Origin of the sequence: Curtobacterium sp. PhB172, assembly GCF_003752545.1 — a bacterium.
GTDB lineage: Bacteria > Actinomycetota > Actinomycetes > Actinomycetales > Microbacteriaceae > Curtobacterium.
Genome location: NZ_RKIF01000006.1, coordinates 182,608 through 198,732, shown reverse-complemented (window position 1 = coordinate 198,732; position 16,125 = coordinate 182,608). Strand labels below are relative to the sequence as shown.

At 73.1% G+C, this 16,125-nt stretch carries 14 protein-coding genes; 9 read left to right on the top strand and 5 right to left on the bottom strand.

The window, feature by feature from the left end:
* The first annotated feature begins 304 nt into the window (after positions 1 to 304).
* A complete protein-coding gene (locus tag EDF42_RS05310; RefSeq protein ID WP_123671678.1) occupies positions 305 to 4,189 on the top strand; it encodes a Pls/PosA family non-ribosomal peptide synthetase in 3,885 nt (1,294 codons plus the stop codon).
* Positions 4,190 to 4,215: 26 nt separating this feature from the next.
* On the top strand, positions 4,216 to 5,544 hold the full coding sequence (locus tag EDF42_RS05305) for a M1 family metallopeptidase (RefSeq protein WP_260235116.1): 1,329 nt from the start codon (positions 4,216 to 4,218) through the stop codon (positions 5,542 to 5,544).
* Here EDF42_RS05305 and EDF42_RS05300 read toward each other — a convergent pair.
* Positions 5,541 to 5,810 (bottom strand): helix-turn-helix domain-containing protein, encoded by a 270-nt coding sequence (locus tag EDF42_RS05300; protein ID WP_123671677.1) that lies wholly within the window; start codon positions 5,808 to 5,810, stop codon positions 5,541 to 5,543. The two genes, EDF42_RS05305 and EDF42_RS05300, sit on opposite strands and share 4 nt — an antisense overlap.
* Before the next feature lie 32 nt (positions 5,811 to 5,842).
* Here EDF42_RS05300 and map point away from each other — a divergent pair, with 32 nt between their 5' ends.
* Entirely contained in the window at positions 5,843 to 6,610 is a 768-nt protein-coding gene (gene map, locus EDF42_RS05295) for a type I methionyl aminopeptidase (protein ID WP_123671862.1), read from the top strand.
* Here the strand turns inward: map and EDF42_RS05290 are convergent.
* Together EDF42_RS05290 and EDF42_RS05285 are read right to left on the bottom strand one after the other, a co-directional pair.
* Positions 6,594 to 7,178 carry a 4'-phosphopantetheinyl transferase superfamily protein gene (locus EDF42_RS05290; protein WP_123671676.1) on the bottom strand — a complete coding sequence of 195 codons (585 nt, stop codon included), beginning with the start codon at positions 7,176 to 7,178 and terminating at the stop codon, positions 6,594 to 6,596. The two genes, map and EDF42_RS05290, sit on opposite strands and share 17 nt — an antisense overlap.
* Before the next feature lie 46 nt (positions 7,179 to 7,224).
* Positions 7,225 to 7,428: a hypothetical protein gene (locus EDF42_RS05285; RefSeq protein ID WP_071255966.1), complete on the bottom strand. Its 204-nt coding sequence runs from the start codon at positions 7,426 to 7,428 to the stop codon at positions 7,225 to 7,227.
* Positions 7,429 to 7,730: 302 nt separating this feature from the next.
* Between EDF42_RS05285 and EDF42_RS19345 the strand changes: the two genes are divergently transcribed.
* The 5 genes from EDF42_RS19345 (at position 7,731) to EDF42_RS05260 (ending at position 13,135) form a co-directional block, all read left to right on the top strand.
* Entirely contained in the window at positions 7,731 to 9,635 is a 1,905-nt protein-coding gene (locus EDF42_RS19345) for a YgcG family protein (RefSeq protein WP_311316778.1), read from the top strand.
* Positions 9,636 to 9,715: 80 nt separating this feature from the next.
* The gene (locus EDF42_RS05275; RefSeq protein WP_123294264.1) at positions 9,716 to 10,441 is read left to right on the top strand and encodes a PspA/IM30 family protein; all 726 of its coding nucleotides are present in this window, start codon (positions 9,716 to 9,718) and stop codon (positions 10,439 to 10,441) included.
* 42 nt (positions 10,442 to 10,483) lie between these two features.
* Positions 10,484 to 11,305, top strand: a complete 822-nt coding sequence (locus EDF42_RS05270; RefSeq protein WP_123671674.1) for an arginase family protein — start codon at positions 10,484 to 10,486, stop codon at positions 11,303 to 11,305.
* A 55-nt stretch (positions 11,306 to 11,360) separates the two neighbouring features.
* Positions 11,361 to 12,764, top strand: coding sequence for an NAD(P)/FAD-dependent oxidoreductase (locus EDF42_RS05265; RefSeq protein WP_123671673.1), 1,404 nt, complete (start codon positions 11,361 to 11,363; stop codon positions 12,762 to 12,764).
* Between the two features lie 2 nt (positions 12,765 to 12,766).
* A complete protein-coding gene (locus EDF42_RS05260; protein ID WP_123294261.1) occupies positions 12,767 to 13,135 on the top strand; it encodes a Fe-S oxidoreductase in 369 nt (122 codons plus the stop codon).
* Positions 13,136 to 13,341: 206 nt separating this feature from the next.
* Here the strand turns inward: EDF42_RS05260 and EDF42_RS05255 are convergent, their stop codons facing one another.
* Complete coding sequence (locus EDF42_RS05255) at positions 13,342 to 14,139, bottom strand: ABC transporter ATP-binding protein (RefSeq protein WP_243650039.1); 798 nt, start codon at positions 14,137 to 14,139, stop codon at positions 13,342 to 13,344.
* A 26-nt stretch (positions 14,140 to 14,165) separates the two neighbouring features.
* Complete coding sequence (locus EDF42_RS05250) at positions 14,166 to 15,101, bottom strand: siderophore-interacting protein (protein ID WP_260235113.1); 936 nt, start codon at positions 15,099 to 15,101, stop codon at positions 14,166 to 14,168.
* Positions 15,102 to 15,166: 65 nt separating this feature from the next.
* Between EDF42_RS05250 and EDF42_RS05245 the strand changes: the two genes are divergently transcribed.
* Positions 15,167 to 16,108 carry an alpha/beta fold hydrolase gene (locus EDF42_RS05245; protein WP_185040788.1) on the top strand — a complete coding sequence of 314 codons (942 nt, stop codon included), beginning with the start codon at positions 15,167 to 15,169 and terminating at the stop codon, positions 16,106 to 16,108.
* Positions 16,109 to 16,125 lie beyond the last annotated feature (17 nt).

Sequence of the window (16,125 nt, the reverse complement as noted above, 5' to 3'; positions counted from 1 at the left end):
GACATTCCCGCGCAAGCAGTTGTCTTCGCTTCGCTCAGCCAGCTGCGCGCGACGTCGCCTGCGGCGACCTTCCCCCGTTGAGACTTCTCCGGGTCCGTCGCCAGTGTCGTGGCGGATGTCGACGTTCGCGCGGATGATGAGACGGATGCTGAGCAGGAATGGTCGGCTCGGGGGAAGCGACTCGACAGTTTCTGCTCACGAAGAGCCCGCGCGCACCGCACTCCCCCGTGTTTCCCTGCGCGTCACGCGCACCCCCTAGGATCACGGGCCGGTCGTCCCGCACGCGACCGGGAAGAGGGAACCGATGACCACCGGCACCGGGAACGCGCAGCTCGAACTCGCACGGAGCGGGCACGCCCCCGCACCACGGACCCTGTTCGACGTCCTCGCGGCGACGGCGGCCACCCACCCCACCGCCACCGCACTCGAGGACCCCGCGGGCACCGTCGACTACGCCGCCCTGCTCGACCTGGTGCGCGCGCAGGCCGACGACCTCGCCCGTCGCGGCGTCCGCCGGGGCGACCGGGTCGGGGTGCGGATCCCCTCCGGCGGGCGTGACCTGTACCTGTCGATCCTCGCGGTCCTCGCCGCCGGAGCCGCCTACGTGCCCGTCGACGCCGACGACCCCGAGGAACGCGCGACCCTCGTGTTCGGCGAGGCCGGCGTCGTCGGCGTCATCGGGGCCGGCGGCGTCCTGCGCGACCGTGACGGCGGCGAGCGGCCCGTCACGGACCCCGCGGCGAGCGCCGAACTCCCCGGCCTGGACGACGACGCGTGGATCATCTTCACCTCGGGGTCGACGGGGGTGCCGAAGGGCGTGGCCGTGACGCACCGCAGTGCTGCGGCGTTCGTGGACGCCGAGGCGCGGATGTTCCTGCAGGCGGCGCCGATCGGTCCCGGTGACCGGGTGCTGGCGGGGCTGAGTGTGGCGTTCGATGCGTCGTGCGAAGAGATGTGGCTGGCGTGGGGGCACGGTGCTGCGTTGGCGCCGGCTCCGCGCTCGTTGGTGCGGACGGGGGTGGACCTCGGGCCGTGGTTGATCGCGCACACGATCACGGTGGTGTCGACGGTGCCGACGCTCGCGGCGCTGTGGCCGGACGATGCGTTGGAGCAGGTGCGGCTGGTCATCTTCGGCGGCGAGGCCTGCCCGCCGGAACTCGCCGCGCGCATCGCCAGTCGCGATCGTGAGGTGTGGAACACGTACGGTCCGACGGAGGCGACGGTGGTGGCGTGCGGGTCGCTGCTCGACGGCGGGCAGCCGATCCGGATCGGGCTGCCGCTGGACGGGTGGGACCTGGCGGTCGTGGACGGTGCCGGGCAGCGGGTGGAGCCGGGCGGGGTCGGTGAGCTCGTGATCGGTGGTGTCGGGTTGGGGCGGTACCTGGACCCGGCGAAGGACGCGGAGAAGTACGCCCCGTTCCCGGAGCTCGGGTGGGAGCGGGCGTACCGGAGTGGTGACCTGGTGCGGTACGACCCTGAGGGGCTCGTGTTCCAGGGGCGTGCGGACGACCAGGTGAAGCTCGGTGGCCGGCGCATCGAGCTCGGGGAGATCGACGCGGCCCTGCAGGCGCTCGACGACGTGGCCGGTGGTGCGGCCGTGGTGCAGCGGACCCCGGCGGGCAACCAGGTGCTGGTGGGGTACGTGGCGCCGGTGGCGGGTGCCACGGTGGACGTCGCGGCTGCGAACGCCCGGTTGCGGCAGGAGCTGCCCGCTGCGCTCGTCCCGCTCGTCGCCGTGGTGGACTCGTTGCCGACGCGGACGTCGGGCAAGGTCGACCGTGCCGCGCTGCCGTGGCCGTTGCCCGGGGCGACCGACGCCGCGATGCTGCCGGACACGGTGGCGTGGATCGCGGAGCGCTGGGCGGCGATCCTCGGGGTGCCGGTGTCGAGCGTCGACGACGACTTCTTCGCGCACGGTGGCGGGTCGCTGACGGCGGCGCAGCTGGTGTCGGCGATCCGGGAGCGGTTCCCGACGACGACCGTCGCCGACGTCTACGACCACCCGCGTATCGGCGCGCTGGCGGCCGCGTTGGACGAGGCCGGTCCGGTGGCGGCCGCATCGCGCGACGTGACGCCGGTCCCGCCGACGACGGGGCTCGCGATGACACTGCTGGGCTTGCCGGTGCAGGTGCTGCGCGGGTTGCGGGTCCTGACCTGGACGGCGCTGGTCGCCGCGGTACTGCACGCGACGACGCTGCCGTTCCTGCCGGTGCTCCCCTGGCCGGCGCTCGTCGTCGCGCTGCTGGTGTTCGTGACACCGATCGGCAAGATGGCGCTCACGGTCGTGCTGGCCCGGCTGCTGCTCGTCGGGGTCCGGCCGGGCGACCACCCCCGGGGCGGCTCGGTGCACCTGCGGGTCTGGCTGGCGGAGCGGATCGCCGAGGCGGTCGACGGTCCCTCGACCGCCGGGGCCCCGTGGATCAGCTACTACGCCCGTGCGCTCGGGGCGCGGATCGGCACGGACGTCGACCTGCACACGCTCCCGCCGGTCACCGGGATGCTCACGATCGGCAAGCGTGCGTCGATCGAGCCCGAGGTGGACCTCGCGGGGCACTGGGTGGACGGTGACGTGTTCCGGCTCGGCCGGGTCCGTGTGGACGAGGACGCCGTCGTGCACAGTCGCACCACGCTGCTTCCCGGTGCGCACGTGGGCGCGGGCGCCGAGGTCGAGGCCGGCTCGGCCGTCGCCGGCCGAGTGCCCGCCGGTCAGCGCTGGGCGGGTTCGCCCGCCGAACGCGTCGGGTCGGCCAGGCACGGCCGGGAGGCCCGTCCCCCCTCGCGTCGACGCTGGCTGCTGGCATACGGGGCCGGCTCCGTGGCCGTGGCCGGGTTGCCGGTGATCGGTGTCGCGGTCGGGCTGCTGGTCGCGGTCGCCCTGGTCGGGCGCGCGTCAACACTCGGCGACGCGCTGCTGCGCGCCCTCGCCACGGTGCCGCTCGCCACCGTCGTCGCCGGGGCCGTGTACGCCCTGTTCGTGGTGGTGTCGGTGCGGTTGCTCGGCATCGGGCTGCACGAGGGCCGGCACCCCGTGCGTTCGCGGATCGGGTGGCAGGCGTGGTCGACGGAGCGGGTGCTGGACGCGGCGCGCACGCTGCTGTTCCCGCTGTACGCCTCGCTCGTGACCCCCGTGTGGTTGCGGCTGCTCGGGGCGAAGGTGGGCCGGAACACGGAGATCTCCACGGTCCTGCTCATCCCCGCGCTGACGCAGATCGCGTCCGGCGCCTTCCTGGCCGACGACACCATGGTCGCGACGTACGAGCTCGGTGGCGGCCGGGTGCGGATCGGCCGGTCGAAGGTCGGGCGGCGGGCGTTCCTCGGCAACAGCGGGATGACGGGCGCCGGACGCTCCGTCCCGCGCGAGGCGCTGGTGGCGGTGCTGTCCGCCGTGCCGAAGAAGGCCAAGCGCGGGTCGTCGTGGCTCGGCTCGCCCCCGGTGCGGCTACGCCGTGCGGCGACGCAGTTCGACGAGGAGCGCACCTTCCGTCCGCCCACCCGTCTCAAGGTCGCCCGCGGTTGCTGGGAGCTGCTGCGGCTGGTCGCCCCGATGGTGTCCGCTGCGATCGCCCTCGGGGTGGCGGGCACCCTGCTCGCCCTGTGGTCGGCGGTCGGCGTCGGGTGGACGGTGTTGCTCGCCGGACCGGTGCTCATCGTCGCCGGGGCCGTCGCCGCCGTGGTGTCGACGATCGCGAAGTGGGCGTTCGTCGGCCGGATCACCGCTCGGGAGCACCCGCTGTGGTCGTCGTTCGTGTGGCGCAACGAGGTGCAGGACACCTTCGTCGAGACGGTCGCCCGGCCCTGGTTCGCGGAGCAGGCCACCGGCACCCCGGCCCTGGCGGCGTGGCTGCGGAGCCTCGGCGCGACGATCGGCCGCGGTACCTGGCTCGAGACGTACTGGCTGCCCGAGGCCGACCTCGTCACGATCGGGGCCGGCGCCTCGGTGGCGCGCGGGACCGTCGTGCAGACCCACCTGTTCCACGACCGGGTGATGCAGCTCGACACCGTGCGGCTCGACGCCGGTGCGACCCTCGGGCCGCACAGCGTCGTCCTGCCCGCCGCCGGCATCGGCACGGGCGCCACGGTGGGCCCGACCTCGCTCGTGATGCGCGGTGAGCAGGTGCCCACCGGGTCCCGCTGGTCCGGCAACCCCATCGCTCCGTGGACAGCCGAACCGGCCACCGTGGCGGACTGACCGGCGCCATGGGGTTGACTGGGACCGTGCCGAACACCCCCGCTGCCGACCCGTACACCCCGCACAGCGGCGACCGACGCTGGAGCGCCGAGCACTACGACCTCCGCCTCGACTACCGCGTCGCGACAAACCGCCTCGACGGCACGGCGACGATCACCGCCCGTGCCCACGAACCCCTCGACCGGATCGTCATCGACCTGCACGGCCTGAGCGTCGAGCGGGCCGACGTCGACGGCACCCGCGCGAAGAAGGTCTCGAAGGCGGTGCACAAGGTCACCGTGACCCCGGCGTCGCCGATCGCGGCCGACACCACGTTCACCGTGCACCTGCGGTACCGCGGCAACCCGCGCCCCGTCCGCAGCGCCTGGGGCCAGGTCGGGTGGGAGGAACTCACCGACGGCGTCATCGTCGCGGCCCAGCCGACGGGGGCACCCTCGTGGTTCCCGTGCAACGACCGACCGGACGACAAGGCGACCTACCGGTTCGAGATCGCCGCCGAGGCCGCGTACGACGTCCTGGCGAACGGTGAACTGCTCGGCAAGGAACGCGACCGCATCGGCACCAGGTGGACGTACGCCACCACCGAGCCGATGGCGACGTACCTGGCGACGGTGCAGATCGGGCGGTACCGCACGACGAGGCTCCGCGGCGCCGTCGTCCCCGTGACCCTGCACCACCCCGCCGACCTGGCGGCCGCCGCGAAGACCGACTTCGGGCAGGTGCCGGAGATGCTCGCGCTGTTCTCGGACCGCTTCGGCCCGTACCCGTTCGCGGCGTACGGCGTCGTGGTCACCGACGACGAGCTCGAGATCCCCCTCGAGGCCCACGGGCTGGCGGTGTTCGGCCGGAACCACGTCGACGGCGAGCACGGCACCGACCGGCTCATCGCGCACGAGCTCGCGCACCAGTGGTTCGGCAACTCGGTGACGGTCACCCGCTGGCAGGACATCTGGCTGCACGAGGGGTTCGCCTGCTACGCCGAGTGGTTGTGGTCCGAGCACCACGGCGGCGACACCGCCGACGTGCTCGCGGCGCAGTACCGGCAGGGGCTCCTCGACCAGCCCGAGGACCTCGTCGTCGGTGACCCCGGCGCGAAGGACATGTTCGACGACCGGGTCTACAAGCGCGGGGCCCTCGCCCTGCACGCCGTCCGCCGCACGTTCGGCGACGACGCGTTCTCCGCCGGGCTGCGCAGCATCACCGAACGGCACCGGCACGGTTCGGTGACGGTGCCCGACGTGCTCGAGGCCTTCGCGGACGCCGCCGGCCGTTCCGTCGCGGACGTGCAAGCGGTGACCGGGCCCTGGATCGACGAGGCGTCGGTACCGGCGCTGCCCGCGCCGCGCGTCGACTAGCCAGCCAGCTCGTCGTCCGCCGGGTCGCAGCTGACCTCGGACCACACCGCGTCGAGCGACAGCCCGACCACGCCGGCGACGGACGCGATGGTCGAGAACGCCGGCGTCGCGATCCGCCCGGTCTCGATCTTGCGGAGCGTCTCGGGCGAGATCCCGGCCGCGAGGGCGGTGTCGACGATCGACCGTGGGCCACGTGCGCGGCGGAGCAGGGCACCGAGACGGCGGCCGCGCGCGACCTCGTCGGGGCGGAGCGGGAGACGGACCATCCCCACATAGTAATACCGGTATGATCATCCGCGTGATCGAGATCCTGACGCCCGCCGAGGTCGACAAGGCCCGTGCCACCGGAGCCCTCGTCGGCACCATCCTGCAGACCCTGCGCGAACGCACCCGCGTGGGCACCAACCTGCTCGAGATCGACCGGTGGGCGAAGCAGATGATCGAGGACGCCGGCGCGGACTCCTGCTACGTCGACTACGCACCGTCGTTCGGCCGCGGTCCGTTCGGCCACCACATCTGCACCGCCGTGAACGACGCCGTGCTGCACGGGCTGCCGCACGACCGGGCGCTGGCGGACGGCGACCTGCTCACCCTCGACCTCGCGGTGTCGTTGGACGGCATCGCCGCGGACGCCGCCGTGAGCTTCGTCGTCGGCACCCCGCGCGACGAGGACCTCGCGCTCATCGACGCGACCGAGCGCGCCCTGGCCGCCGGGATCGCCGCCGCCGGCCCCGGGGCCCGCATCGGCGATCTGTCGCACGCCATCGGGACCGTGCTCGAGGGTGCGGGCTACCCGGTCAACGTCGAGTTCGGCGGCCACGGCATCGGCTCGACCATGCACCAGGACCCGCACGTGTCGAACACGGGCCGCGCGGGCCGCGGCTACACGCTCCGACCCGGCCTCCTGCTCGCACTCGAGCCGTGGGTGATGGCGGACACCGACGTGCTCGTCACCGATGCCGACGGCTGGACGCTCCGCAGCGCCACGGGAGCCCGGACGGCCCACACCGAGCACACCATCGCGATCACCGAGGACGGCGCCGAGGTGCTCACACTCCCCCGCTGAGCGACCCCTCGACCACGACGGGCAGCCCGCCGGCCGCGACGACGAGCAGCAGATCGGGTGCCGGACGGTGGACCGACACCGGGTGGTCTCGCCCCTCGAACCGCGCGGTGCCGGCAGCGACGTCCACGTCGACCGACAGTGGATCGACGCGCAACCCCCGACCGTCGCGCTTCAGTACGGCCTCCTTCGCCGCCCAGCAGGCCGCGAGCAAGCCGGCATCACCGGCCGAGCGCTCGCGTTCGCCGGGCGTGAAGACGTCGAGGGGCGCTGCGCCGACGCGGGACACCCGCTCGAGGTCGACGCCGACCGGGCCCGGCGCGACCGCGAGCGCGACCACGCCGGACGTGCGCGACAGACTGACGCCGAACGCGGTGCCGTGCACCGTGGCCCAGGGACGACCGTGGTCGGTCCCGGCACAGTGTGGGCAGACGCGCCCCGCGCGCACGGCGGCCGTCTCGACTGCCGCAGCCGCCGCGACGGCGGCGACCAGGGCCTCCCGGTCGGCCGCGCGGTCCGGACCCGGCGCGCACAGCGTCACCACGACGGCCTGGAGGCCCGACTCACCCACGCATGCAGCCTACGGTGCGCGGATGGCCGGCCCAGGGCCGTGGTCGCTACGCGTGCGTGAGTGCGATCAGTGCGACGTTCATCGTGCTGTAGAGACCCTCGGATCGGGTCGCCTGGCGGACGCGTCCGCGCAGCACTTCGTAGCGGCCGTCGTGCTCGCGCACGAAGCCGATCACGCCGGTCGCCGGCGTCGAGACGCGGTGGTAGCCGTCCTCGAGCGGGACGACCTCGGTACTCGTGGTTCGCTCCATTGCTGTTCCCTTCCGTTCGTCGTCGAACAGTGGCGCCAGCATACCCCGGTCCGGGGGACAAGACACCCATGGATCGGCTTGTCCACAGGGTTCACCGGGAGTCTGTCCGTCGCTTGCGCGCCGTGGATAGACTCCGGGCGACGGCGCTCTCAGGGCGCCGTTCGGGACGGCGTCGACGGCGCCGACCGGTGACGGACGGAGGACGGATGCGAACGGTCCAGCGTGGATCGGGCACAGGCGGGTCGAGGACGGAACGGGGGACAGCGCGGCTCTGGGGTCGTGTCACGACAGCAGTCGTGGCGATGCTGATCGTCCTGGCTCCGGCGGCGACCGCGCAGGCCACGGCACCGGTCGACCTGGGCGGGGCGTACGTCCTCGACGAAGCCGACGCCCTCAGCTCCTCACAGCAGGCGCAGGTCGAACAGGCGGTGCAGGACCTGTACGCCGAGACCCAGACGCAGCTGTACGTCGTGTTCGTGCCGACGTTCACCGATCCGACGGACCACACCGCGTGGGGCTCTGCGGTCATGAAGCAGAACCAGATCGACACCGACGGCATCCTGCTGTCGGTCGCGGTCGACGACCGCAACTACGACGTGCAGCAGACGAACGAGACCGCCATCTCCGAGTCCGACGTGCAGAACGCCGTGAACGACTCGTTGCTCCCCGCGCTGAAGCAGGGCGACTGGTCCGGCGCGGCCGTCGCGTTCGCGAACGGGCTGACGGACACCCAGGCGCCGCCGAACCTGACCTGGCTCTGGATCCTGTTGCTCGTCATCGTCGTCGGCTTGATCGTCGTCGTGCTCGTCATCCGCACCCGCAACAAGCGGAAGACCGCCGCGGCCGCCCACGCGCAGCAGGAGTCCCTCGCCGACCTCGAACGCACCGCCGGCGGCGCGCTCGTGACGATCGACGACGAGCTCCGCACCGCCGAGCAAGAGGTCGGGTTCGCCACTGCCCAGTTCGGTCCCGACGCCGCGAAGCCCTTCGCCGACGCCGTCGCCGCTGCGCAGCAGGCCGTGCGCAAGGCCTTCACGTTCCGGCAGCAGCTCGACGACGAGATCCCGGACTCCCCCCAGCAGCGTGCCGACTGGGCGAACCAGATCATCGCGATCTGCCAGCAGGCGCACGCCTCGATCGAGGAACAGACCGAGTCGTTCGACAAGCTCCGGTCGCTCGAGGACGGCGTCGAGGAAGCAGCCGCCGCACTGGCCCAGGCCGTCGCGGAAGCACCGGCGTCGGTCGGCGCAGCGGCAGCCGCGCTCGACCGCGTCCGAGCGGACTACACCGGCCGCACCCTCGCGACCGTCGCCGACAACGTCGACCAGGCACACCAGGTGCTCGCCTACGCCACCGAGCGCTCGAACGCGGCCACCGCGGCGATCGCGGCCGGCGACAAGGGTGAAGCGGTGGTCGCCGTGCGCGACGCCCAGCACGCCCTGGCCCAGGTGCAGCAACTCACGAACAGCGCGGTCGCGGCCGAGGGCACCTTCACCGAGGCCACCGCACGCGCCGAGGCGATGCGCATCGACATCGAGGGCGACGTCGCCGCGGCCCGGACCCTCACCGTGGGCGGGCCCGACCTCGCCGCGGCCGTGACCAGGGCGCAGACCGTGCTGCGGCAGGGGTTCGACCCGAAGGACCCGATCACCGCGGTCGACGCCCTCACGAAGGCGAACACCGAGATCGACCAGGCCATCGCGGCCGCCCGGGGTGCCGAAGAGCAGCAGCGCCGGGCGTCCCGCGCCCTCGACGACGCCCTGCGCGACGCCCGGAACCGGATCAGCCAGGCGCGCGAGTACATCTCGCTGCACCGTGGCGGCATCGGACCGACCGCCCGCACCCGCCTGTCCGAGGCCGAACGCGCCCTCGACGATGCCGTGCAGCTCGCCACCACCGACCCCGGACAGGCGCTGCAGGCTGCACGGGCGGCCGAGCAGTACGCCGCCGCGGCGATGGACTCGGCGAACGACGACATGGGCGGCTGGGGCGGCGGCGGTGGCGGCTTCGGCGGTGGCGGCGGCAACGGCGCCCAGCTCGGCGGCCTCGTCACCGGCATCGTGCTCGGCGGCCTGCTCGGCGGTCGCGGCGGCAGCTTCGGCGGCGGCTCCTTCGGGGGTAGCGGAGGCGGCTTCGGCGGCGGGGGCGGTTTCGGTGGTGGCGGAGGAGGCGGCGGCGGCGGATTCTCTGGCGGCGGCCGCTTCTGACCCCGACCCACCCGACGACCAGACCACACACCCGACAGACCAGACACACCACGTCAGACCTTCCAGGAAAGGGAACAGCAATGGCAAAGCAGACGATCTTCGGCCGCATCTCCACCCTCGTGCGGGCGAACATCAACCAGCTCATCGACAACGCCGAGGACCCGCAGAAGATGCTGGACCAGCTCGTGCGTGACTACACGAACAACATCGCCGACGCGAAGACGGCGATCGCGCAGACGATCGGCAACGTGCGGCTGCTCGAGCAGGACCACGAAGAGGACAAGCGCGCCTCGTCCGAGTGGGGCCAGAAGGCCGCCAACGCCTCCACCGCCGCGGACAAGTACCGCGCCGAGGGCAAGACGGCCGAGGCGGACAAGTTCGACAACCTCGCCAAGATCGCGATCGGCAAGCAGATCGCGGCCGAGCAGGAGGTCAAGGACGCCGAGCCGAACCTCGCCTCGCAGAACGAAGCGGTCGAGAAGCTCAAGACCGGGCTCGCCGGCATGGAGCAGAAGCTCGAGGAGCTCCGTGCGAAGCGCGACAACCTCGTCGCCCGCTCGAAGACGGCTGAGGCACAGTCCAAGGTCAACGACGCCCTCGGCAACATCGACGTGCTCGACCCGACGAGCGACCTCGGTCGCTTCGAGGAGAAGGTCCGTCGCGAAGAGGCCAAGGTCCTCGGGCAGCAGGAGCTGCAGTCGTCGAGCCTCGACGCCCAGTTCGAGAGCCTCGAGGACGTCGGCAAGGACGCCGAGGTCGAGGCGCGACTCGCCGCGCTGAAGTCCGGCGGCTCGTCGAGCCTCTGACCTTCCCGGACGACGCCGGACCCCAGCTGACAGACTGAGACGATGCAGTTCCTCGTGGTCGGTCAGTGGCAGGGTTCGGCGTCGTCGCGCGCGATGCGCCTCGGGGACGGAGCGACCGCGATCGCGGCCGACCTCCCCCGTGCGTCCACCACCGTGGTCGACGTCCCCGCCGGCGCGGGTGACCGGCTCGAGACGGCCGTCGCCCGCTACACCTCCGTGCTCGCCGTCGCCGACCGCGTGGCCGAGGAGACCGGCGTCTCGAGCGAACCGGTCCTCGTCGTCGGCGGGGACGGCGCGAGCGTCCTCGGCGCGACCGTCGGCCTCGGACCGGACACCGCGTTCGTCCGCATCGCCGGGTCCAGCGGGTACCGCGCGCTCAACCGCGCCCAGCCCGTCGCCGCCGAGACCGCGGCACTCCGGATCCTGGTCGACCGCGCCGACGAGCTGTTCCCCGCGCTGCCGGTGCTCCCCGCCTCGTCGGTCGTGGTCGCGGGCGTCCGCGGGCTCGACGACGCCGAGGACGCCGCCCTCGACCGTGCCGGGATCACCCGGCTGGACGTCGACGCCGCGACCCCGGACGCCCTCGCCGCCGCCGTCGACGCCACCGGAGCGACCTCGGTGTTCGTGCACGTCGACCTCGACGTCCTCGACCCATCCGAGGTCGACGGCCTGCTCGAGCCGGTGCCGTTCGGACTCGACGGCGCGGGACTGGTCGAGCGGATCCAGGCCGCGACCCGCGGCCGCCGCCTGGCCGGCGCCGCGCTCACCGGGTTCGCTCCCGTGGACCCGGAGCGGGCAGTGGACGACCTCGGCGTGATCCTGCGCGTCGTCGGAGCGTTGACCAGCGCCTCCCGGGTGGCCTGAGAAGCGACCCGGCGCGCCGGGCGCACCCCATGCCGGTCCGCGTACGCTCGGCCTCATGACGGACTACGACCTCATCGTGATCGGCGCCGGCGCAGTCGGCGAGAACGTGGCGGACTACGCCCACAAGCGCGGCCTGGCGGTCGCGATCGTGGAGTCCGAACTGGTCGGCGGCGAGTGCTCCTACTGGGCGTGCATGCCGTCGAAGGCACTGCTGCGCAGCGGCCACGCCCTGGCAGCGGCGAAGCGGCTCGACGGCGCGAAGCAGGCCGTCACCGGCGAACTCGACGCCGCCCACGTGCTCGCGCGCCGCAACTCGTTCACCTCGGACTGGAAGGACGACGGTCAGGTGTCCTGGCTCGAGTCCGCCGACATCGCCCTGATCCGCGGCCACGCCCGCATCACCGGCGAGAAGACCATCGAGGTCGGCGGCGAGACGCACACCGCCCGTGCCGCCGTCGCCGTCGTGACCGGATCGCTGCACGCGCTGCCCGACGTGCCGGGACTCGCCGAGGCGAAGCCGTGGGGCACCCGCGAGGGCACCAGCGCCCAGCAGGTGCCGGAGAGCCTGCTCGTGATCGGCGGCGGTGTCGCCGGCTCCGAGCTCGCCACCGCCTGGGCATCGCTCGGCGCGAAGGTCACCCTCGTCGCCCGGCACGGACTGCTCGGCGGCATGGAGCCGTTCGCCGGCGAACTCGTCACCGATGCCCTCCGCGAGCTCGGCGTCGACGTCCGCACCGGGGTGAACCCCGTGCGGGTCGACCGCGACGAGCACGGGCTGGTCACCACCACGCTCGACGACGACACGACCGTCATCACGAGCGAGGTGCTGGCCGCCACCGGCCGCACCCCGCACACCGCCGACCTCGGGCTCGAGTCCGTCGGGCTCACCGCCGGCGACTGGCTCGAGGTCGACGACACGATGCTCGTGCACGGCACCGACTGGCTCTACGCCGTCGGCGACGCCAACCACCGCGCCCTCCTCACCCACCAGGGCAAGTACCAGGCCCGCGCTGCCGGCGAGGCGATCGCCGCCCGGCACCAGGGCACGCCGCTGCACACCGAACCGTGGGGCGCGCACGTCGCGACCGCCGACCACGCCGCGGTCCCGCAGGTCACCTTCACCGATCCTGAGGTCGCGAGCGTCGGCCTGACCGAGAAGGCCGCGCGCGAGCAGGGGTTGAACGTCCGTGCCGTGGAGTACGACCTCGGCGGCGTCGCGGGTTCCGCGCTGCAGGCCGACGGCTACACCGGCCGCGCCAAGATGGTCGTCGACGAGGACCGCGGGGTCGTCGTGGGCGTCACCTTCGTCGGCCAGGACGTCGCCGAGATGCTGCACGCGGCGACGATCGCCGTCGTCGGCGAGGTACCGGTCGACCGCCTCTGGCACGCGGTCCCGGCCTACCCGACGATGAACGAGATCTGGCTCCGTCTGCTCGAGACCTACGGTCGCCCGGCCTGAGCATGCGCGGACTGGCACGCCGGGCGCTGCTCGACTCCCCCGTGTCGCGGGTGGGGTGGCTGTTCGCCACGGCGGTGGGCCTGGCGATCGGCGTGCCGCTGTCGACCGGTCGCGTCCGCGTGGTCGACGGGCTCGTCGTCTGCTCGGGGCTGCCGCGGTGGGTGTTCCGTCGTGGTGGCACCTGCGTCGGTTCGGTGTACCTGACCCGGGACAACGACGGTCCTCGGGTGCTGCGGCACGAGCGGGTGCACGTCGAGCAGTGGCGGCGGTACGGCATGCTCATGCCCGTGCTGTACGCCGTCGCCGGCCGAGACCCGCTCCGCAACCGCTTCGAGGTCGAGGCGGGGCTGGAGGACGGCGGCTACCGCTGACGGGTGCCCGTGCGCGGCGCTCCCCCTTCTGCGATGCCCCTGTCGCCCTTGCGCCGAGGTTCCACGACATGCCGCGTGCGTTGCGCCGAGGTTCCACGGGTGGCCCGGATGCGCGGTGAGATGCCGAGATTTCGGAACCTCGGGGCGGGGGCGGGCGGGCGGGTCAGGCGGCGGGACGACGGGGGACGATGAGGGGCGGGCGCGGGTCAGGCGGCGGGACGACGGGGGACGATGAGGGGCGTGCCGGTCTCGGGGTCGGGGACGACCACGCACGGCAGGCCGAAGACGTCCTCGACGAGGTCGGCCGTCAGCACCGCGGCCGGGGGTCCGGCAGCGACGATCGACCCCTGGCGCATCGCGATGACGTGGGTGGCGTACCGCGCCGCCTGGTTCAGGTCGTGCAGCACCGCGACGACCGTCCGCCCCGCGGCGTGCAGTGCGGAGGCCAGCTCGAGCACGTCGTACTGGTGCGCGATGTCGAGGAACGTCGTCGGCTCGTCGAGCAGCACGATGTCGGTCTCCTGCGCCAGGACCATCGCGATCCACACCCGCTGCCGCTGCCCGCCGGAGAGCTCGTCGACGCTCCGGTCCGCCAGCTCCACCGTCGACGTCTGCTCGAGGGCGGCCTGCACGGCACGCCGGTCGGACCCGGACGACGGGTGCAGCAGGTCCTGGTGCGGGAACCGCCCGCGGGACACCAGGTCGCGCACGGTGATGCCGTCCGGGGCGATCGGCGTCTGCGGCAGCATGCCGACCCGCCGGGCCACGGCCTTCGGACGGTAGGAGTCGATCGGCGCCCCGTCGAGGTACACCGTGCCGGCTCGGGGCTTGAGGGTGCGCGCGAACGACTTCAGCAGCGTCGACTTGCCGCACGCGTTCGGACCGACGATGACGGTCAGTTCACCGTCGGGGACGTCCACGTCGAGCCCGTCCACCACGATGCGGTCGTCGTACGCGAGCGTCAGCCCACGCACGCCGAGCGCGGTCGTCGGGACCCCGACCACGCTGGTCGGCAGTCCGGCTGCGGCGCTCAGTTCTCGGCCTTGCCGTGCCGCCAGTACCCCATGAACGCGACCTGCTTGCGGTCGATGCCGACCCCACGCACCAGGTGCCGTCGGAGCTCCTTGACGCAGCCGGCCTCGCCCGCGATCCAGGCGTAGACGGGGCGCGACTCCTCGGTGGCCGGCACGTCCCACAGGACCTGCTCGTCGACGTCGACGTCCGCCAGCTCGACGCCGTCACCACAGGCGGGACCCGCGGCGACCGACGGAGAACCGGCGACCGACGCAGCCCCGGCGACGACCGTCGACGCCCACGCGTGCACCTGGTCGGTCATGCGGACGCCGTGGGTCGCACCGTTCCGGGCGATCCAGCGGACCTCGACCCCGGCGGGCGCGGACACGGGCAGCCGGTCGGCGTCGGTCGGCACCTCGATGAAGACGTGGCCGACGGTCGAGACGTCGAGCGCCTCGAGGATGGCGCAGATCGCAGGGGCGGCGGTCTCGTCCCCGGCGAGCAAGATGCGGTTCGCGTGCCCGGGTGCGAACTCGGCGGCACCGGTCGGCAGGTCCTCGGGCGACTCCGGCACGCGGGGACCGACGATCCGGAGTTCGTCGCCGACACGGCAGGACGACACCCACCGCGATGCGGGTCCGGCGTCGCCGTGTGCGACGAAGTCGATGTCAAGCTCACGGGCGTCTGGCCGGAACGAGCGGACGGTGTAGGTGCGCAGCGGGTTGCGTTCCGCGTCCGGCAGCGCACGCCAGGCGGCGTACCAGTCCTCGTCCTCGGGCAGTTCGGAGAAGCCCACGCCGTCGAGCGGGAGCACGACCTTGATCCGTTGGTCGAGCCCGACCGAGGAGAAGTCCGCCAGCGCATCGCCCGTCAACGTCACCCGGACGAAGTGCGGGGTGAGCGACGTGACCGCTGCCACACGGACAGAGAAGACGCGGTACCGGGTTGCCACGGATCCGAGTATGGCATGCCTTACCTAAGGTCTCCAGACCCCGCAGACGGTGCGAAGATCGCTTCGTGTCCGATGCCCCCGACGACGAATTCGCAGACCTGGCCGCCCTCGCCCGCGCGAGCGGCGTGACGGCGCCGCTCCGCGCCTCCAGGCAGGTGGTCCGCACCGATGACGGGCAGGAGACGTCCGCCATCCGGTGGGGCGACCGGGAGGCCCGGATCACCTACCTGCACGGGCTCGGCATCGACGCCCACAGTTTCGACCAGACTGCGCTCGCCGTCGGCGAGCCGGCGGTCGCCCTCGACCTGCCCGGCCACGGCCGGTCGTCGTGGCGGGACGACGCGGACTACGGGGCGTCCGTGACGGCGCCGACCGTGCTCGCGGCGCTCGACGCGCTCGAGGTCCCGCCGGGGATCGTCGTCGGGCACTCCCTCGGCGCGATCCTGTCGGCACGACTCGCGGCCACGGCACCAGAGCGGGTGACCGGGCTCGTCCTCGTCGACATGTCGCCGGACTTCGCGCAGCGGGCGGTCGACCGGATCGCCCGCGCGCTCGAGGCCGAGGAGCCGTTCGCCACCCTGGACCAGGTCGTCGACCGGGCGATCGAGGCACGCGTCGGCGACGACCGGCACGTGCTGCTGCGCGAGGCGCGCCACACCACGCGGCTCGGTGACGACGGAGCGCTCGTGCGGCGCCACCACTTCCCGCACCTGCCCGCCGGCCGCACGTCCTCGGTGGGGCGCTTCGCCGACGCCTGGCCCGACCTCGAGGCCCTGCGCGTGCCGATCCTGCTCGTCCGCGGCGACCGCGGGTACGTCTCGCCGAAGCTGCACGCCGCGTTCGCCGAGCGCCTGCCGGAGGCCGAGATCGTGACGGTCACCGCACGGCACGCGGTGCAGAACCAAGCGCCCCTCGAACTGGCTTCGGCGATCCGGGCATGGGCCGCACGTCACGGATTGTTGCACCGGATCGATGAACCGTCGCGGGACCGTACCGGCCCCCGGTAACCTCGTGCGAGCGCGAG